General features: G+C 60.8%; 16 protein-coding genes. 13 read left to right on the forward strand and 3 right to left on the reverse strand.

The window, feature by feature from the left end; translation table 11 throughout:
• Positions 1-94 precede the first annotated feature (94 nt).
• Both B5G06_RS10395 and B5G06_RS14055 read left to right on the forward strand, forming a co-directional pair.
• Positions 95-1489 carry an NAD(P)/FAD-dependent oxidoreductase gene (locus tag B5G06_RS10395; protein ID WP_087189003.1) on the forward strand — a complete coding sequence of 465 codons (1395 nt, stop codon included), beginning with the start codon at positions 95-97 and terminating at the stop codon, positions 1487-1489.
• A 214-nt stretch (positions 1490-1703) separates the two neighbouring features.
• Complete coding sequence (locus B5G06_RS14055; RefSeq protein ID WP_158094696.1) at positions 1704-1877, forward strand: hypothetical protein; 174 nt, start codon at positions 1704-1706, stop codon at positions 1875-1877.
• A gap of 52 nt (positions 1878-1929) precedes the next feature.
• Here the strand turns inward: B5G06_RS14055 and B5G06_RS10400 are convergent, their stop codons facing one another.
• Positions 1930-2610, reverse strand: coding sequence for a YczE/YyaS/YitT family protein (locus B5G06_RS10400; protein ID WP_087189004.1), 681 nt, complete (start codon positions 2608-2610; stop codon positions 1930-1932).
• Positions 2611-2792: 182 nt separating this feature from the next.
• On the reverse strand, positions 2793-4154 hold the full coding sequence (locus tag B5G06_RS10405) for a hemolysin family protein (protein WP_242955456.1): 1362 nt from the start codon (positions 4152-4154) through the stop codon (positions 2793-2795).
• 193 nt (positions 4155-4347) lie between these two features.
• Between B5G06_RS10405 and B5G06_RS10410 the strand changes: the two genes are divergently transcribed.
• The 7 genes from B5G06_RS10410 (at position 4348) to pyk (ending at position 12648) form a co-directional block, all read left to right on the forward strand.
• Complete coding sequence (locus tag B5G06_RS10410) at positions 4348-5646, forward strand: chloride channel protein (RefSeq protein WP_087189006.1); 1299 nt, start codon at positions 4348-4350, stop codon at positions 5644-5646.
• Between the two features lie 30 nt (positions 5647-5676).
• Complete coding sequence (locus tag B5G06_RS10415; RefSeq protein ID WP_087189007.1) at positions 5677-6045, forward strand: VOC family protein; 369 nt, start codon at positions 5677-5679, stop codon at positions 6043-6045.
• Between the two features lie 4 nt (positions 6046-6049).
• The gene (locus B5G06_RS10420) at positions 6050-7114 is read left to right on the forward strand and encodes an acyltransferase (protein WP_087189008.1); all 1065 of its coding nucleotides are present in this window, start codon (positions 6050-6052) and stop codon (positions 7112-7114) included.
• 13 nt (positions 7115-7127) lie between these two features.
• Entirely contained in the window at positions 7128-8534 is a 1407-nt protein-coding gene (locus B5G06_RS10425; RefSeq protein WP_087189009.1) for an MBOAT family O-acyltransferase, read from the forward strand.
• Between the two features lie 14 nt (positions 8535-8548).
• Entirely contained in the window at positions 8549-9757 is a 1209-nt protein-coding gene (locus B5G06_RS10430; RefSeq protein ID WP_087189010.1) for a DHHW family protein, read from the forward strand.
• A 5-nt stretch (positions 9758-9762) separates the two neighbouring features.
• On the forward strand, positions 9763-10980 hold the full coding sequence (locus B5G06_RS10435; protein ID WP_242955457.1) for an MFS transporter: 1218 nt from the start codon (positions 9763-9765) through the stop codon (positions 10978-10980).
• Between the two features lie 234 nt (positions 10981-11214).
• Positions 11215-12648 (forward strand): pyruvate kinase, encoded by a 1434-nt coding sequence (gene pyk / locus B5G06_RS10440; protein WP_087189011.1) that lies wholly within the window; start codon positions 11215-11217, stop codon positions 12646-12648.
• A gap of 74 nt (positions 12649-12722) precedes the next feature.
• Here pyk and B5G06_RS10445 read toward each other — a convergent pair whose 3' ends face one another.
• Complete coding sequence (locus B5G06_RS10445) at positions 12723-14189, reverse strand: M15 family metallopeptidase (RefSeq protein WP_242955458.1); 1467 nt, start codon at positions 14187-14189, stop codon at positions 12723-12725.
• A gap of 345 nt (positions 14190-14534) precedes the next feature.
• Here B5G06_RS10445 and B5G06_RS10450 point away from each other — a divergent pair, with 345 nt between their 5' ends.
• The 4 genes from B5G06_RS10450 to hydF all read left to right on the forward strand — a co-directional run bounded on the left by B5G06_RS10450 (position 14535) and on the right by hydF (position 18508).
• Positions 14535-14792, forward strand: a complete 258-nt coding sequence (locus tag B5G06_RS10450; protein ID WP_087189012.1) for a TM1266 family iron-only hydrogenase system putative regulator — start codon at positions 14535-14537, stop codon at positions 14790-14792.
• Complete coding sequence (hydE, locus tag B5G06_RS10455) at positions 14785-15822, forward strand: [FeFe] hydrogenase H-cluster radical SAM maturase HydE (RefSeq protein ID WP_087189013.1); 1038 nt, start codon at positions 14785-14787, stop codon at positions 15820-15822. The genes B5G06_RS10450 and hydE overlap by 8 nt, the downstream gene beginning before the upstream one ends.
• 61 nt (positions 15823-15883) lie before the next feature.
• Positions 15884-17302, forward strand: coding sequence for a [FeFe] hydrogenase H-cluster radical SAM maturase HydG (gene hydG / locus B5G06_RS10460; RefSeq protein ID WP_087189014.1), 1419 nt, complete (start codon positions 15884-15886; stop codon positions 17300-17302).
• 12 nt (positions 17303-17314) lie between these two features.
• Entirely contained in the window at positions 17315-18508 is a 1194-nt protein-coding gene (gene hydF, locus B5G06_RS10465) for a [FeFe] hydrogenase H-cluster maturation GTPase HydF (protein WP_087189015.1), read from the forward strand.
• Positions 18509-18518: the final 10 nt, after the last annotated feature.

Below are 18518 nucleotides of genomic sequence, written 5' to 3' on the forward strand. Positions count from 1 at the left end.
CGGCGTTGTCAAAAATAAGACCTTTTGGTATAATATCAAATTGGAAAGGTGGGTTACACCCCTTCCAAATATGACGTAAAGTGAGAGATCGCACATGAACACACGGTATGACGTTGCCATTCTGGGCTGCGGCGAAGCCGGTATTTTCGCCGGGTACGAGCTGATGCACCGCAACCCCGGCCTCAAGGTGGTGGCCCTGGATCAGGGGGCCGATATCTATACCCGCAGCTGCCCCATTGTGGCGGGCAAGGTGAAGGAGTGCGTCCACTGCAAGGTGTGCGGCACCATGTGCGGTTTTGGCGGCGCCGGTGCCTTTTCCGACGGCAAATATAACTTCACCACCGCGTTCGGCGGCTGGCTCACCGACTTCATGCCCAAGGAAGAGGTCATGAGCCTCATCGACTATGTGGACTCCATCAACATGAAGCACGGAGCCACCGACAAGGTGTTTTCCACCGATACCCCGGCGGCCCGTGCCCTGGAGAAGCGTGCTCTGGAACACGACCTCCACCTGCTCCAGGCCCGGTGCAAGCATCTGGGTACCGAGAACAACCTGAAGATCCTGCATAGCATCTATGAGGAGTGCCGCAAGGGTGTGGAGTTCCATTTCAACACCGCTGTCACCAAGATCATGGATCTGAAGGGGGAGGGCTACCGCCTCATCACCGAGAAGGGCGACGAGATCGACTGCACCTGGCTCATCGCCGGTCCCGGCCGCTCCGGCGCCGAGTGGTTCTCCAACCAGTGCAAGGAGCTGGGCATCCAGCTCATCAATAACCAGGTGGACATCGGCGTGCGGGTGGAGCTGCCCGCCAAGGTCTTTGAGCACATCACCGACGTGGTGTACGAGTCCAAGCTGGTCTACCGCACCAAGCAGTACGGCGATCAGGTGCGTACCTTCTGCATGAATCCCTACGGCCATGTGGTGGCCGAGAGCGTGGAGGGCATCAACACCGTCAACGGCCATTCCTATTCCGACCCCGCCCTCCAGAGCGAGAACACCAACTTCGCCCTGCTGGTGTCCAACCGGTTCACCCAGCCCTTCAACGAGCCCTATCGTTACGGCAAGCACATTGCCTCCCTGTCCAATATGTTGGCCGGCGGCGTGCTGGTCCAGCGCTTCGGCGATCTGGTCAGCGGCATCCGCACCAACGAGCACCGGATGAGCAAGTCCTTCGTCCGGCCCACCCTCACCGCCGCCGTCCCCGGCGACCTGTCCCTGGCCCTGCCCAAGCGTCAGCTGGACGATATTATCGAGATGATCTATCAGCTGGATAAGATTGCCCCCGGTACCGCCAACTACGATACTCTGCTCTACGGTGCCGAGGTCAAGTTCTACTCCGCCCGGCTGGCCCTGTCCGGCGAGCTGGAGACCTCTCTGCCCGGCTTCTTCGCCGTGGGCGACGGCGCGGGCATCACCCGCGGCCTGGCTCAGGCAGGCGCCTCCGGCGTGAAGGCGGCCCAGGTGATTCTGAACCGGCTGAAATAAGCCCGCCCGGAGCCCACACAATGCAAAGCATTGCCGCCGGCGGAATTTATTTCCGCCGTGCGAATCAAATCATCAGGGCTCCCGCAGGGCCTTGGCCCTGAGGGACCGACGGCGCGGGCATCACCCGGGGTCTGGCCCAGGCAGGCGCCTCCGGCGTGAAGGCGGCCCAGGTGATTCTGAACCGGCTGAAATAAGCCCGCCCGGAGCCTACACAATGCGAAGCATTGCCGCCGGCGGAATTCATTTCCGCCGTGCGAATGAAATCATTAGGGCTCCCGCGGGGCCTTGGCCCCGTGGGAACGACGGCGCGGGCGTTACCCGGGGCCTGGCCCAGGCGGGCGCTTCCGGTGTGAAAGCGGCCCAGGTGATTCTGGAGCGGCTGAAATAAGCGCAACAAAAAGCAGCTGCAAGCCAACGGCTTGCAGCTGTTTTTTGATTTGTTATGCAGCGGAGACACCGGTGTCGGGCAGTTGGGTCTCCTCCGGCTTCTTTACCAGGAAGGCCAGCCGCTTACAGAAGAACCGGGAGATGTAGCCCACCGTCAGGGCGCACACTACGGTGCCCTCCCGCAGGCCGTACACAGCCCCCAGGTCCAGCAGAGACAGCAGAGTGGCGGCGGCTACCATGGTCAGGTCAAAGCCAGTCTTGGTCTTGCCAAAGTCCCAGTGGAATTCCTGGCTGCACACCCGGACGAAACCCTCGCAGGGGAGGATGAGCACGTTGGGGATGACCTCCAGGGCCACACCCAGTCCCAGACAGGCGCAGCCCATCAGCAGTATCACCCAGTGGCTGGCGTAGGACTGGGGCACCAGACCGCCCAGCAGCCCCATCCACAGGTCGATGCAGCAGGAGAAGAGGAAAGTAAAGGGAACCTGGAGCAGCTGGATGGGCCGGAACTTTTTACGAAGAATGAGGATCTGGCCGCCCAGCATGACGCAGTTCACCACAAAGGTGAAGGTACCCAGGGAGATGCCGGGGAACACATAGGTGAGCACATAGGCCAGGCTGGATACCGCGGAGGTGCCCATTCCGGCCAGGGTGATTAGGGAAATGCCGAGGGCCGAGCACAGGACCCCGGCCAGAAAGATCAAATAGCGCCGGAGCAGACCGGAATGAGACATCGCATACGCCTCCAAAAAATCATTTTTTAGTACTAAAAATAGTTTAGCACGATGAAAAGGAGGGTTCAAGAGACATCTTTACCAAATAAAAAAGGAAATTTTTTGTGGAATTAACAAGAGGATGGCGCAAAACAGCAACAATAATTCAGGCGTGCCGCCCAAATCAGCGGCACGCCTGAATTTCAGGATTCTTTTTTGTGGCCGGTGTGTTCCTCTTCCTCCTCCGGCGGGGGAGAGAGTTTGGTGACGGTGGCCCACTCCACCCGGCGCTCGGACAGCTCCTCCACCCGGATGTGCAGGCCGTAAATGTCCACCTCGGGGTGACTGCCGTCCTCGGGGATGACGGACAGCTGGGCGTACACCAGCCCGCCCAGAGTCTCCGATTCCTCCTCCTCCGGCATCTCCATGCCCAGGGCCTCGAAGAGCTCCTCCAGCTCGGCGGAACCGGCCACCCGCCAGCGGTCCTCCCCCAGGGGAATGATCTCCAGGTCCTCCTGGGGATCGAACTCGTCGTAGATGTTGCCCACGATCTCCTCCAGCAGGTCCTCCATGGTGACCAGGCCGGCGGTGCCGCCGTACTCGTCCACCACAATGGACAGGTGGACCTTTTTGCTCTGCATATCCCGGAACAGCAGGTCGGTGCGCACCGACTGGGGCACGAAATAGGGGCGGCGGAGCAGCTCCCGCAGGGGCTTGGGCTGGGGCTTGCGGGCGTTGATGAGCCACTCCCGGGTGGAGAGGATACCGATGATGTCGTCGGCGTCCTCCTCGTAGACGGGGAAGCGGGACAGGCCGGATTCCTCAATGGTCTTTTCGATCTTCTCCGGGGTATCCTCCGCCTGCAGCATGACCATGTCGGTGCGGTGGACCATCACGTCGGCGGCGGTCATATTGTTAAACTCGAAAATATTTTCGATCATTTCCTTCTCTTCGGTCTCAATAGCACCCTTCTCCTCACTCAGGTCGATAAGTATACGCAGCCCCTCCTCGGATACCTCCTTATCCTCATCATTGGGATTGATGCGGAAGAGCCACAGGACGGCGTTGGTGGAAACGGTGAGCAGCCAGATCAGCGGACGCATGACGGTGGCCAGCAGGCCAACCACACCGCAGGAAAAACGGGCCACCGCTTCGCTCTTTTTCATGGCTACCCGCTTGGGCACCAGTTCACCAAAGACCAGAGTAAAGAAGGAGAGGATCACAGTGACCACGATCACAGACAGGGTACGAACCGTGGCCACCACAGGCCCGGTCAGCGCGAACGTGGATACCGCCCACTGGGTAAGGGGTCCGGCCAGATTGTCGGCGGCAAAGGCAGACCCCAGGAAACCGGCCAGGGTGATGCCGATCTGGATGGTGGAGAGAAACCGGGTGGGCATCTCTACGATCCGGAGCAGCTTGGCTGCCTTGCGGTCGCCGCCTTCGGCCTGCTTGCGGATAAGTGCCTCGTTTAATGAGATTACTGCGATCTCAGTGGCAGCAAAGTAGGCGTTGATGGCAATGAGTATGACCTGAAGAAGTAGTTGAGGCCATATGGATGACAAAATAAATTCCTCCTTAAATATATTGATCATGGAACCAGTATAACACACCGCTGAAAAAAATCCATAAGATTGCGGAAAAAAGTTGGTATCCATGTTATAATAATCACGTGTGTCGTACCTGGGGATAGGATAGTTCCTCAGCCCCAGAAAGAGCAAGGCCCCCTGTGCCGGGGACCGATGGAGTGTGAAAGAGATGGAGACAAAGAAGGTACCGGCCTGGCTGGAGCATCCGGCCGCCTTTGTAAAATGGCTGATCTTCGCGGGGATCAGCGGCCTGCTGTGCGGCGGGGTGGCCACCGCCTTTTACTATGCCTTTTCCTCGGTCACAGACCTGCGCCATGCCAATCCCTGGCTGATCTGGCTGCTGCCGGTGGGCGGTCTGGCGATTGTGCTGCTCTACCGGGTGTGCGGCATGGAGGGGGACCGGGGCACCAACTTCGTGCTGGCGGCGGTGCGGGAAAACCAGCCCCTCCGGCTGCGTACCGCCCCCCTGGTCTTTGTGTCCACCGTTATCACCCATTTGGTGGGTGGTTCCTCCGGCCGGGAGGGAGCCATCCTCCAGATTGGCGGATCTATCTCCTCCAAAGTAGGCCGGTGGATGCGCCTGGACGACAAGGACAGCCGTATCATCACCATGTGCGGAATGTCGGCGGCTTTTTCCGCCCTCTTCGGCACCCCGCTCACCGCCGCCATGTTTTCTATGGAGGTCACCAGTGTGGGAGTGCTCTATTATGCCGCCATCGTGCCCTGTGTTCTCTCCTCCATCATCGGCCTGTGGGTGGCCCAGCATTTCGGTGTGCCTCCCACCGCCTTTACCCTGGAGGGCATCCCCAACCTGAGCGCCGTCACCCTGCTGCAGGTCATCGGTATGGGCATCCTCTTTGCCCTGCTGTCCATTTTCTTCTGCCGGCTGATGCACGCCGCCCCCAGAATCTATGACAAGTTCCTGCCCAACCATCTGGTGCGGGCGGCGGTGGGCGGCGCGCTGGTCATCGCCCTGACCTATGTGATCTGGATCTGGGACCCTGGTACTTACGACTACAACGGAGCGGGAGAGGCGATCATCCATGCCGCCGTCGGGGGAAACGCCCGGCCGGAGGCGTTCTTCTTTAAAATGCTCTTTACCACCATCACTCTGGGGGCAGGCTTTAAGGGCGGTGAGATTGTGCCGGTGTTCTTTACCGGAGCTACCTTCGGCTGCACCGTGGCCCCCTTCCTGGGACTCCACCCCTCCTTCGGGGCGGGACTGGGCATGGTGTGTGTGTTCTGCGGCGTCACCAACTGCCCCATCACCTCCCTGCTGCTCTCTCTGGAGCTCTTTGCCGGGGACAGCCTGGGGATGTTTACCGGCCAGAGCCTGTGCCTGTTCGCGGTGTGTCTGGCGGTGTCCTATATGCTGTCCGGCTATTATGGGCTGTACAGCGAGCAAAAAATCGTTTATAGTAAACTGCGGCCCGAATTCATCGACAAAAAGGCAAACCAGGACCATTGAGTTCGGGGTCCCATTCAAAGGAGAACCTATATGCTGCGATTTGATCATTTTAATTTCAATGTCCTGGACCTGGACCGGTCCCTGGACTTTTACCGTGAGGCTCTGGAACTGACGCCGGTGGCGGAAAGGAATGCTGGCGACGGGTCCTTTAAGCTGGTCTACCTGGGAGATGGCGAGACCGGCTTCCGGCTGGAGCTGACCTGGCTGCGGGACCGGAGGTCGCCCTATGACCTGGGGGAGCAGGAGTTCCATCTGGCCTTTGTCACCGACCGCTTTGATGAGCTTCTGGAGCGCCACAAGGCTATGGGCTGCGTGTGCTTTGAAAACCCGGCCATGGGCATCTATTTCATTGAAGATCCCGACGGCTACTGGATCGAGATCGTTCCCGGAAAGGAATAAGGACATGAGCAAGACCGTAACGGGAGGCCGCCTGGCCTATGCCGACCTGCTGCGGGCGGTGGCCATGCTGGCGGTCATTATAGTCCACCTGGCCGGTTCCCAGCTGGGCAATGTACCGGTGGGCTCGGCGGAATTTCATGTGCTGAACGCCTACGATGGGCTGACCCACTGGTGTGTGCCCGTCTTTATTATGCTGTCAGGGATGTTCCTGCTGGACCCCAAGCACAGCCTCTCCCCCTCCAAGCTGTTTTTCGGCCATATTCTGCGGATGCTGGTGGCCCTGGCGGTGTGGGGGACGGCCTATGCCCTGGTAACCCAGGTATCGGCGGCAGGGCTGAGCTGGGAGAGTGTGAAAGCGGCCCTCTGGCAGGTGCTCCAGGGCAAGACCCACTTCCACCTGTGGTTTTTGTATATGATTGTGGGCCTGTACCTCATCACCCCCATTCTCCGCGTCTTTGTTCGGGGGGCCAGCCGGGCGGACTTCCACTGGTTCTTCCTGCTGTGCTTTGTGTTTGCCAACCTGCTGCCCACCCTGCTGCGGCTGCGGCCCAGTCAGACGGTGAGCCTGTGGGTGAACAGCCTGGATCTCCACCTGGTGCTGGGCTATGTGGGTTACTATGTGCTGGGTTACTATCTGAAAACCTACACCCTCAGCCGGGCGGCGGAGTATCTCATCTACATCCTGGGCATCCTGGGGGCGGTGGTCACCGTGGGCGGCACCGCCTGGCTGTCCCAGCAGCGGGGCGTCTTTGCCCAGACCCTCTACAACTATGACAGCCCCAATATCGCCCTGATGAGCGTGGCGGTCTTTGTGTTCTTCCGGTATGTGCTGGGCGTCAGCGAGGAGCGCTCCCGCCGCCAGCGGATGAGTTCGGTGGCGCAGGTGTCCTTTGGGGTGTACCTGATCCATGTCTTTTTCCTCATCCTGCTGGACCGGCTGAACATCACCGTTCTCGCCATTCCGCCGGTGCTGGCGGTGCCCGCCCTGACGGCGGCGGTATTCCTGTGTTCCTTCGCCGTGGCCTGGCTCATCTCCAAGATCCCCCTGGTGGGGCGCTACCTGACTTAAAGGAGGCAACTGAGTGCTCTTTTCCAGTTCCGTATTTCTTTTTCTGTTCCTGCCCCTGGTGCTCATCATCTACTATGTGCCCCTGCGCCGGTTCCGGCAGGCACAGAATGTATTCCTGCTGTTGGTCTCCCTGGGCTTCTATGCCTGGGGCGAGCCCTGGTTTGTGCTGGTGATGATAGGCTCCATTGTGATTAACTACTTCTTCGGCCTGTGGGTAGATTGCAACAAGCGGCGGGAAAGATCCTGCAGGGTCCCCATTTTGCTGGCCCTGCTGATCAACTTGGGTATTCTGTTTGTATTTAAATACCTGATGTTTACTCTGGGTATTCTAAATGGCCTGGGGGCCAGCTTTGTGATCCCGGTAATCGAACTGCCCATCGGCATTTCCTTCTTTACCTTCCAGGCCCTCAGCTATGTGCTGGACGTCCATCGGGACCGGGGAAAGGTGCAGCGTTCCCCTCTGAAGGTGGGACTGTACATCTCTTTCTTTCCCCAGCTTATTGCCGGCCCCATCGTCAAATATGAGACGGTGGCCGACCAGATCGACAACCGGAAGGAGAGCTGGGAGGACTTCTCCGCCGGCTGCGCCCGGTTTGTTGTAGGCCTGGGCAAGAAGGTGCTGCTGTCCAATCAGCTGGCCATCATCGCCGACCGGGCCTACGGTATGGCGGGAGATGGACTGACCACCTCCTTTGCCTGGCTGGGAGCGGTGGCTTACATTCTTCAGCTGTACAACGACTTCTCCGGCTACTCGGACATGGCCATCGGCCTGGGCAGGATGTTTGGATTCCACTTTCTGGAGAACTTCAATTATCCCTTTGCTGCCACCTCTCTAGCCGGCCTGTGGCGGCGGTGGCACATCTCCCTGGCCACCTGGTTTCGGGACTATGTATATATCCCTCTTGGGGGCAGCCGGGTGGACAGCCGGGCCAAACTGATCCGCAACATCTTCATGGTTTGGCTGTGCACCGGCATCTGGCACGGAGCCAACTGGACCTATCTGGCCTGGGGCATGGTCAACTTTGCCATGCTCATGCTGGAGAAATACGGCGGCCTGGGCCGTGGATGGCCCAAGTTCTTCCAGTGGCTCTACCCTCTGGCGGTCTTTCTGCTCACCTGTGTGTTCTTTCGTTCGGACAGCATTGGCGCGGCCCTGCAGTATTTCCAGGCCATGTTCGGCTTCGGGGCCGGGCTGGGGGACGGGCTGACCGTGCTCTATCTCACGGAGTGCTGGCTGCCCCTGCTGGCTGCCGTGGTTTTTGCGGCTCCGGTGGCGCCCAGGCTGCGGGACTGGGTCGGCAAGCGCAACTGTGTGGCGCTGGATCTTGGCTACGCCCTGCTCATTGCCGGGGTGTTCCTGGTGTCGGCCAGCTTTATCATTAAGGGCACCTATAATCCCTTCATCTACTTCAATTTCTGACAAGGAGCGGCCCAATGAAACGACGCAATACCATAACCGCCTGCCTGTTCCTGCTGCTGATGGCGGGGGGCTTCGTGCTGCTGCTCACCTCTTTTTTGGGGCGGGAGGGCAGCTTTGAAGCCCTGCTCAAGACCTTTGCCAAGGACAAGGATGTGACTGCCTTCCTGGCCCAGGCGGAGACCGCCGTCAATCAGGATTTGGACCGGGACCATCTGTTCATCCAGCTCTACGGCGGCATCCAGCGTATCACCGGCCGCAGGATGGTGGAGGACGCGGTGGATGAAAACACCGTGGTCAAGCTGTCCACCGGGGCGCTGAACTTCGTCAAGCCGGACAGCACCGCCCAGCCTGCGGAAAGCGTGGAAGCCAACGCCGCCGCCACGGCCGAACTGGCCCAGGCGCTGGAGGAGCAGGGCATTCCCTATCTCTTTGTGATGGCGCCCCAGAAGATCCAGCGGGGGCAGGACCTGCTGCCTGTAGGCATGGCGGAGAACGGAAACTCCACTGCCGATGCCTTCCTGGAGGAACTGGATCAGTCGGGGACCAGCTATTTCGATCTGCGGCCCTTCTTTGAGAGCAATGGTATCTATTCCGGCTGGTTCTTCAATACCGACCACCACTGGAAGCCGGAGGCCGCCTTCTTTGCCTGGCAGAACCTGGCCCAGCTGCTGGACCACAACTACGGGTTCGTCACCCCGTCCTATCTTACCGACCCCTCCAACTGGTCCACCGCGGTGCTGGAGGATTTCTTCCTGGGCAGCCAGGGCAAGCGGGTGGGGTCCCTCTACGCCGGGGTGGACGATTTCACCATCTACACCCCCAAATTTGAGACCAATCTTACCTATGCCAGCACCGACGGCGGCTTTGAGCGCACCGGCCCCTTCAACCAGTCGGTGTGCTTCCCCGAGCGGGTGGAGCAGATGGACTGGTTCAACGGCAACCCCTACACCTACTACTCCGGCGGCGACTACGGCATGGCCACCATGACCAACCACAACAACCCCAACGGACCCAGGATCGTGCTGCTGCGGGAGTCCTTCTCCTGCGCTCTGGCCCCCTTCCTGGCCCTGTCCTGTTCGGAGCTGACCACCATCGACCTGCGCTATTTCCAGGGGGATCTGATGGAGACCCTTGAGGCGCTGGAGCCCGATCTGGTGATGACCATGTATGCCGCCAGCTCTACCGGCCTGGAGAATATGTTTGCTTTTGAAGGAACGGAGTGAACCAAGTGGAACTGAGTGAGCGCAGGCCCTCCCTGCGGCGGCTGGACTATCACTATATTGCCATGCAGGCGGGCTTCTGGGCTATGTTTGCCGCCATTGTGGCCTACCAGACCGCCCTGCTGCTGGAGCGGGGCTTCTCCAACAGCGAGGCGGGACTGATGACGGCGGTGCGCTGTCTGGCGGGCATCGTGTTTCAGCCCCTGCTGGGAGGCTTTGCCGACCGGCATCCCCGCATTCCCCTGAAGTATATCGTGGGCCTGTCCCTGCTCATCTCGGTGGCGGCGGGAGCCTGGTACTGGCTGTCCCCCGGCATGGGCCTGTGGGAGACCACCCTGGTGTGGGTGGTCATCGGCGGCCTGGAGGTGTCCTCCTACCCTCTGATGGACGCCATGGCGGTGCAGTTCATCAATGAGGGTATGCCCATCCGCTACAGCCTGGGCCGGGGCATCGGCTCCCTGGCCTACGCGATGGTGTGTGTGGTGCTGGGCTTCCAGGCGGGCCGGCTGGGCATGGAGAGCACCCTGCTCACCCATCTGGCCCTGGTGGTGCTGGAGATCCTGCTGGTGGTCACCTACCCGGCTTACCGGGGCAAGGGTGGACAGGCCGGGGAGGAGGGCCCCAAGCCCCAGTCCGCTCTGTCCCTGCTGCGGAGCAATCCCTGCTTTACCCTGATGCTGGTGGGGGTGTTCCTGGGCCTTACCGGCATCATGCCTCTGTCCAACTTCCTGGTGAACATCGTCAACAGCCGGGGAGGCACCGACTCCGACCTGGGTATTGCCCTCTTCCTGATGGGAGCCTCCGAACTGCCCACCGCCTTCTTCTTCCAGAAGCTGCTGCGGCGGCTGGGCAGCGGAAAGCTGCTGATGCTGAGTATGATCTTCGGCACGCTGAAAGGTGTGCTGCTGCTGTGTACCTTTAACTGCCTGGGTGTACTGGCGGTTCAGCCCATTCAGGTGCTGGGCTACGGCCTGTTTACCCCGGCCTCGGTGTACTTCGTCAACGAGTCGGTGCCCGCCGCCGACCGGGTGCGGGGGCAGACCGTGATGATGGTGGCCTCCAACGGCCTGGGCGGCATGATGGGCGGTGTGCTGGCCGGCTGGACTCTGGATCTGGGGGGCGTCAATCTGATGCTGGCGGCCTGCATTGCCTCGGGCTGCCTGGGTGTGCTCTTCTGTCTGGCGGCCCTGCGGCTGTCTCGCGGAAAGAGAAACCAGTTAGTATAGCTTTAGGTGCCGCTAAAATGGTAAGCAAACACAAAATAGTGGAAAAAAAGGCTGTTCCTGAGTGAAGGGACAGTCTTTTTTTATGCTTAGCGCGTATCAACTGTAAATATTTCTGATAAAAACCTCCGAAAGTTGGTTAAAATGAAAATTACCTCTATGCAAAACGGAAAGATTGGTGTATGATAGTCCCGGATTTTTTTTAGAGTCATATTTGCATACCTATGGAGGTAGGAAATGAGAAAGACAAAAATCATCTGCACCCTGGGTCCCGCTGTGGACAATGAGGAGACCATCCGTCAGCTGATTCTGGCTGGTATGGACGCCGCCCGCTTCAACTTCTCTCACGGCAGCCACGCCGAGCAGCTGGCCCGGCTGACCATGTTGAAGTCCGTCCGGGACACCCTGGGCCGCCCCGTGGCCACCATCCTGGACACTAAGGGCCCTGAGATCCGCATCAAGTCCTTTGTGAACGGTCCTGTGATCCTGGAGAAGGATCAGGAGTTTGTTCTGAGCACCGATGAGGTGGAGGGCAACGAGAAGCAGGTGTCCGTGACTTATCTGAATCTGCATGAAGAAGTGGGGCCCGGCTGCCGCATCCTGGTGGATGACGGTCTGATCGAGCTGCTGGTGGAGAAGGTGGAAGGCCACAACATCCACTGCACCGTGGAGAACGGCGGCCCCCTGTCCAATAACAAGTCCATCAACATCCCCGATGTGAGCATCATGCTCCCCTCCCTCACCGAGAAGGACAAGGATGACCTGAAGTTTGCTGCCGAGAACGACTTCGACTTCATTGCCGCTTCCTTCGTTCGGAAGGCCAGCGACGTGGAGGATATCCGCGCCGAGCTGAACAAGCATGAGGGCGGCGAGAACATCCGCATCATTGCCAAGATTGAGAACCGGGAAGGCGTGGACAACCTGGAGTCCATCCTCGAGGCCGCTGACGGCGTCATGGTGGCCCGCGGCGACCTGGGCGTGGAGATCCCCGCCCATGAGGTGCCCATCCTCCAGAAGAAGATGATCAAGGCCACCATCCGGCAGGGCAAGCCCGTTATCACCGCCACCCAGATGCTGGACTCCATGATCCGCAATCCCCGTCCCACCCGTGCCGAGGTGTCCGACGTGGCCAACGCCGTGTTTGACGGCACTTCCTGCGTGATGCTGTCCGGCGAGACCGCCTCCGGCAAGTACCCCGTGGAGGCCCTTCAGACCATGGTGGACGTGGTCACCTCCGCCGAGAACTCCATTCGCTACTGGAACCGCTTCCGGGAGCGCAACCTGCTGCCTGAGATCGGCGGCATCAACGACGCTATCACCCACTCCTGCTGCCTGACCGCTATGGACCTGAACGCCACCGCCATCCTGGCGGCCACCAAGTCCGGCTACACCGCCAAGGTGATCTCCCGTTTCCGTCCCGCCTGCCCCATCGTGGCTCTGTGCCAGAACGAGTCTACCCGCCGTCAGCTGGCCATCTCCTGGGGCGTGAAGCCCCTGCTGTCCGGCGAGGTGGATTCCACCGACCGGATGTTCTCCATGGCCGTGGACGTGGCCCGCAAGGAGGGCATCGTGAAGCCCGGTGAGACCGTGGTTATCACCGCCGGCGTGCCTCTGGGCAAGTCCGGTACCACCAACCTCATCAAGGCTGAAGTGGTGGCCGAGCCTGTGTAACAGGCTTCTGAGCCCGCTTGACCGAAATAAAAAAGGACCCGCTGCAACAGCAGCGGGTCCTTTTTTATATCAGCTCAGCCGCCCATGTAGGAGAAGTGCATATAGTCGTGGTAGCCGGTGGCGTCGTCGCTGTCGGCGGCCCAGGCGTCGCCGCCCCAGCTCCAGCCGTGGGCCTCGAAGATACGGACCACCGAGCTGTCCGGAGCGATGGAGTAGGGGTTGGTCCCCGGCTCCCAGCAGCTGCCCACCAGCACCTGACCGTCCCGGATCTGGTAGTTCTCATTGGCGTTCAGGTCAATGGCGGTGCCGCAGTTGTGCTCGCCGGTGGTACCCTCCACATAGCGGAAGCTGCTGGTGCCGTTGATGGGGAACTGCTCCGGGTCATTGTAGATCTCGGTAAAGATGGCCTTTACATCGTCGGCAATGGCGGCGTGGACCTGGAGGGTGGTGGTAGAGGCCTTTTTCACCCCGTTGGACAGCGTCCAGATGGGTACCGTAATGGTGGTCATAGCGGCCTGGGCCTCCGCCTGGCTGTCAAAGCGGCGCTTTTCCGTAGAGCCGAAGAGCAGGTTGTGCTTGGCTTCGTTCTCGCCCTGCATGGACAGCCAGAAGGGCTGGGTCCAGTAGTCGTCCGCGCTGGCCAGTCCCTGGTCCACCTTGTCCCAGAAGTCGGCTTCCTCCCGCTCGGCCTGGGTCATGGGCCGGTACTGGGCACAGTAGCTGGCGCAGGCGGAGGTCACAGTGCCGCCCCCCTGAAATCCGTCAAAGACATAGTATTGGGGGGCGTCCTCCAGCAGGCCGTATAGGTAGGCCCCGACCTCGGTTACATACTCCTGGCGGAACAGCTCCTGACCGCTCTCGCTGTCCACTCCGTACAGCGTGATGGTGACGATCTCGCCGGTCCGGGCCCGGTCCACCACATTTAGGGTGCGCATCAGTAGCACCGTGCCGTCGCACCGCTGGATGGGATCGGTTCGGCCAAAGGAGCCGTCCGGCTTGCCGGTGGACACCTGGGTGTCGGCCAGAGCGGATACCGCCGCCTGATGGACCTCATCCATCTGGTCAAAGTCGGTGAAGAGGGCCTCATTTTCCGGATGGGCGTATTTCTCCTGGATCTCCTCCGGCATGGCGCGGTAGAGCAACACCGCCGCGTCCTCCCGGGTAATGCTCTCCCCCAGTTGCTCGGGGCTGACAGACAGGGCGTCCTCCTCCCGCAGAATGCCGGCGGATGCTGCCGCCAAATAGCCCGCCTCATCCCAGGCCGCTCCCTGGTCCAGGGCGCTCTGGTAGTCCTCAGAGGCGAAGGTCCGGGTGACCAGAGCCAGGAACTGGCCCCAGCTCATGGTGAGGGCGGGGGCCAGCTGGTTGTTTCCCACCCCCTGAAGGATGCCCAGCTCCACCGCTCGGGTCATCTCCTCGTAGGCCCAGTGGTCCTGACCCAGATCGGCGTACTCCGCCGCCTGGGCGGGCAGGACGGACAGGGACATGACCCCGGCCAGAGCCAGGGCGCTTACTTTCACACACCAGTTGCGTACCATCATAATCAGACCTCCTTTCTCTCTTTTGATCCATAGAACGGATGGTGGCGTTCTCTTGTTAGTGATGCCGGGGAAAGGGGCGGTTTTATCTTCAGCAAAATTTTTTGAAAAATGTCGATGTCGGTCGAGGACTTAGCAAACCATATCCTACCGTATTTTGGTGCAAAATACAATGGCGCCAAAAAGGACTTTACAAAAACTAAAATGTGCAGTATAATTTAACAACCGACACTGACGCGAAAGGGGTAACAGCCTGACGGGAAAGGGTCGCCGGACAGAACGAACGTATGCTGTGGCGCACCCTTTTTGAGTGCGCCATTTGTCATTTTTTGCAAGGAGGAAATTGCTATGGAAGAGACCCGCGTGGCCCTGCTGGGCGTGGTGGTGGAGAACCCTGACTCCGTGGAGGAGCTCAACGCCCTGCTCCACGAATACAAGGACTATATCATCGGCCGGATGGGCATCCCCTACCGGGAGCGGAAGGTGAACATTATCTCCATCGTGCTGGACGCCCCCGCCGACGCCATCAGCGCCCTGTCCGGCAAAGCCGGTATGCTGCCCGGAGTGAGCTGCAAGGCGGTGTACTCCAAGCTGCCCAATGAATGAGCTGCTGGACAAGCTGTGCCGTCAGCGGCGGCTGGACCGGGACGAGTGGCGAACCCTGCTGGCCGGTCGGCACAGCCTGGATCAGCAGGACCTCTTTGCCCGGGGACTGGAGGAGCGCCGCCGGTGGTACGGGGACCAGATCTACGTCCGGGGGTTAATTGAGTGTAGTAATATCTGCAAAAATAACTGTCTGTATTGTGGTATCCGGCGGGATAACCGCCATGCAACCCGTTACCGGCTGGACCGGGACACCATTCTGGCCTGCTGCGAAAAGGGCTACGGCTGGGGCTTTCGCACCTTCGTGCTCCAGGGAGGCGAGGACCCGGGGCTCACCCCGGACTGGGTGGCGGAGACGGTGGCGGCCATCAAGGAACGCTGGCCGGACTGTGCAATTACCCTTTCCCTGGGGGAGTTCGAGCGGGAAGTGTACCGGCTGTGGTTTGACGCCGGAGCCGACCGCTACCTCCTCCGCCACGAGACCGCCGACCCCGTCCACTATGGAAAACTCCACCCGCCGGAGCTGACCCTGGAGCACCGGCTGAACTGCCTGCGTACCCTGAAGGACATCGGCTACCAGGTGGGGGCCGGGTTCATGGTGGGCTCTCCGGGCCAAACGGCGGACACTCTGGCGGAAGATTTCTGCTTCCTCCAGGACTTCCAACCCCACATGGTGGGCCTGGGGCCCTTCATCCCTCAAAAGGACACCCCCTTTGCCGGGGAGAAGGCGGGCACCCTGGAGGACACCCTGATTTTGCTCTCTCTGGTGCGGCTCACCTTACCCAAGGTGCTGCTGCCCGCCACTACCGCCCTGGGCACCATCCATCCCCAGGGCCGGGAGCTGGGCATTCTGGCAGGGGCCAACGTGGTGATGCCCAATCTGTCGCCCCCTGCCGCCCGGGACAAGTACACCCTTTATGACAACAAGCTCTGCACGGGCGACGAGGCCGCCGAGCACCTGGCGGGCCTGAAACAGCGCCTGGCCGCCATCGGCTGCACCGTGGCCGTCCACCGTGGAGACTTTCCTGATTAGAAAGAGAAAAAACTGACGGGGAAGGGTTTTGCCCTGACCCAAAAGAAAGGAAGTAATCCCAATGTACGATCCCAAATCCAGAAAAGCAGAGGACTTCATCAACCACCAGGAGATCCTGGACTCCCTGGCCTACGCCGACGCCCATAAGAACGATGTGGCCGTCATTGACGCCATCCTGGAGAAGGCCAGACTTCGCAAGGGCCTGACCCACCGGGAGGCCTCGGTGCTGCTGGCCTGTGAGCTGGAGGACAAGAACCAGGAGATCTATGAGCTGGCCCGCCAGATCAAGAAGGACTTCTATGGCGACCGCATCGTCATGTTCGCCCCACTGTACCTGTCCAACTACTGCGTCAACGGCTGCCTCTACTGCCCCTACCACGCCAAGAACAAGCACATCCCCCGCAAGAAGCTGACCCAGGAGGAGATCAAGGCGGAAGTCATTGCTCTCCAGGACATGGGCCACAAGCGGCTGGCGCTGGAGGCGGGCGAGGACCCGGTGAACAATCCTCTGGAGTACATTCTGGAGTCCATCAAGACCATCTACTCCATCAAGCACAAGAACGGCGCCATCCGCCGGGTGAACGTGAACATCGCCGCCACCACGGTGGAGGACTACCGCAAGCTGAAGGAGGCCGGGATCGGCACCTACATCCTGTTCCAGGAGACCTACCACAAGGAGAGCTATGAGAAGCTCCACCCCACCGGACCCAAGAGCAACTATGCCTATCACACCGAGGCCCACGACCGGGCTATGGAGGGCGGCATCGATGACGTGGGCCTGGGCGTGCTCTTCGGTCTGGAGCTCTACCGCTACGAGTTTGCCGGTCTGCTGATGCACGCCGAGCATCTGGAGGCGGTGTTCGGGGTAGGCCCCCACACCATCAGCGTACCCCGGGTGTGCCCCGCCGACGACATCGACCCCGGCGCCTTTGACAACGGCATCTCCGACGAGATCTTTGAGAAGATTGTGGCCTGCATCCGGGTGGCAGTGCCCTACACCGGCATGATTATCTCCACCCGTGAGTCTCAGAAGGTGCGCCAGCGGGTGCTGGAGCTGGGCATCTCCCAGATCTCCGGCGGGTCCCGCACCAGCGTGGGCGGCTATGTGGAGCAGGAACCGGAGGAGGAGTCCTCCGCCCAGTTCGACGTGTCCGACACCCGCACCCTGGACGAGGTGGTGCGCTGGCTGATGGAGCTGGGCTATGTGCCCTCCTTCTGCACCGCCTGCTACCGGGAAGGCCGCACCGGCGACCGGTTCATGTCCCTGTGCAAGGCGGGCCAGATCCAGAACTGCTGCCTGCCCAACGCCCTCATGACCTTGAAGGAGTACCTGATGGACTATGCCGCTCCCGAGACCCGCGCCGTGGGTGAAAAGGTTATCGCCCAGCAGCAGGCCTACATCACCAACCCCAAGGTGAAGGAGATTGTGGCCGGCCGGCTGGTGAAGATCGCCCAGGGCGAGCGGGACTTCCGGTTCTGAGGAGGGATACCCATGAGCCTGAATGCCACCCCCGCCGGCGAGCGGGTCCACATCGCCTTTTTCGGCCGGCGCAACGCCGGTAAGTCCAGCCTGGTCAATGCCTTCACCGGCCAGGATCTGGCCATTGTGTCCGACGTGAAGGGCACCACCACCGACCCGGTGTACAAGGCCATGGAGCTGCTGCCCCTGGGCCCGGTGCAGATCATCGACACCCCCGGCATCGACGACGAGGGCGCCCTGGGTGAACTGCGGGTGAAAAAAACCCGGCAGGTGCTGAACAAGACCGACCTTGCCATTCTGGTGGCCGACGCCACCCAGCCTCTGGGCAAGGCGGAGGAGGAGTTGCTTGCCCTCATTAAGGATAAGGGCATCCCCTATCTGCTGGCCTGGAACAAGGCCGACCTGCTGGACAGCGTGCCCGAGGAGGGGGAGAATACCCTGTGGGTCAGCGCTCTCACCGGCCTGCACATCCATGAGCTGAAGGAGAAGGCTGCCCGGCTGGCGGGGCAGGAGGGCCCCAAGCGCCCCCTCATCGCCGATCTTCTTCAGCCTGGCGACACGGTGGTGCTGGTGGTGCCCATCGACAAGGCGGCCCCCAAGGGTCGGCTCATCCTGCCCCAGCAGCAGACCATCCGGGACGTGCTGGAGGCGGGGGCCTCCGCCCTGGTGTGCCGGGACACCGAGCTGGCCCTCACCCTGGAGGGGCTGCCCAAGCCCCCACGGCTGGTGGTCACCGACAGCCAGGTGTTCGGCAAGGTGGCCCAGATCGTGCCCCGCGACGTGCCCCTTACCTCCTTCTCCATCCTCATGGCCCGATACAAGGGGGATCTGGCCCTCACGGTGGAGGGGGCCCGGGCAGTGAAGGAATTGAAGGCCGGGGACAAGGTGCTTATCGCCGAGGGCTGCACCCACCACCGCCAATGCGAGGATATCGGTACCGTGAAGCTGCCCCGCTGGATCCACGAGGCCACGGGGGTAGAGCCGGACTACACCTTCTGCTCCGGCCGGGAGTATCCGGAGGACTTGACGCCCTACAAGCTGGTCATCCACTGCGGGGGCTGCACCCTGGGGGAGCGGGAGATGAAGTACCGTCAGCGCACCGCCGCCGATCAGGGCATTCCCATCACCAACTACGGCATCCTCATTGCCTCCCTCAACGGCATTTTGGAGCGCACCCTGGAGCCCTTCCCGGAATTTCAAGCATGAAAAAAGGACC

This window comes from Flavonifractor sp. An52 (assembly GCF_002159385.1).
GTDB lineage: Bacteria > Bacillota > Clostridia > Oscillospirales > Oscillospiraceae > Flavonifractor > Flavonifractor avicola.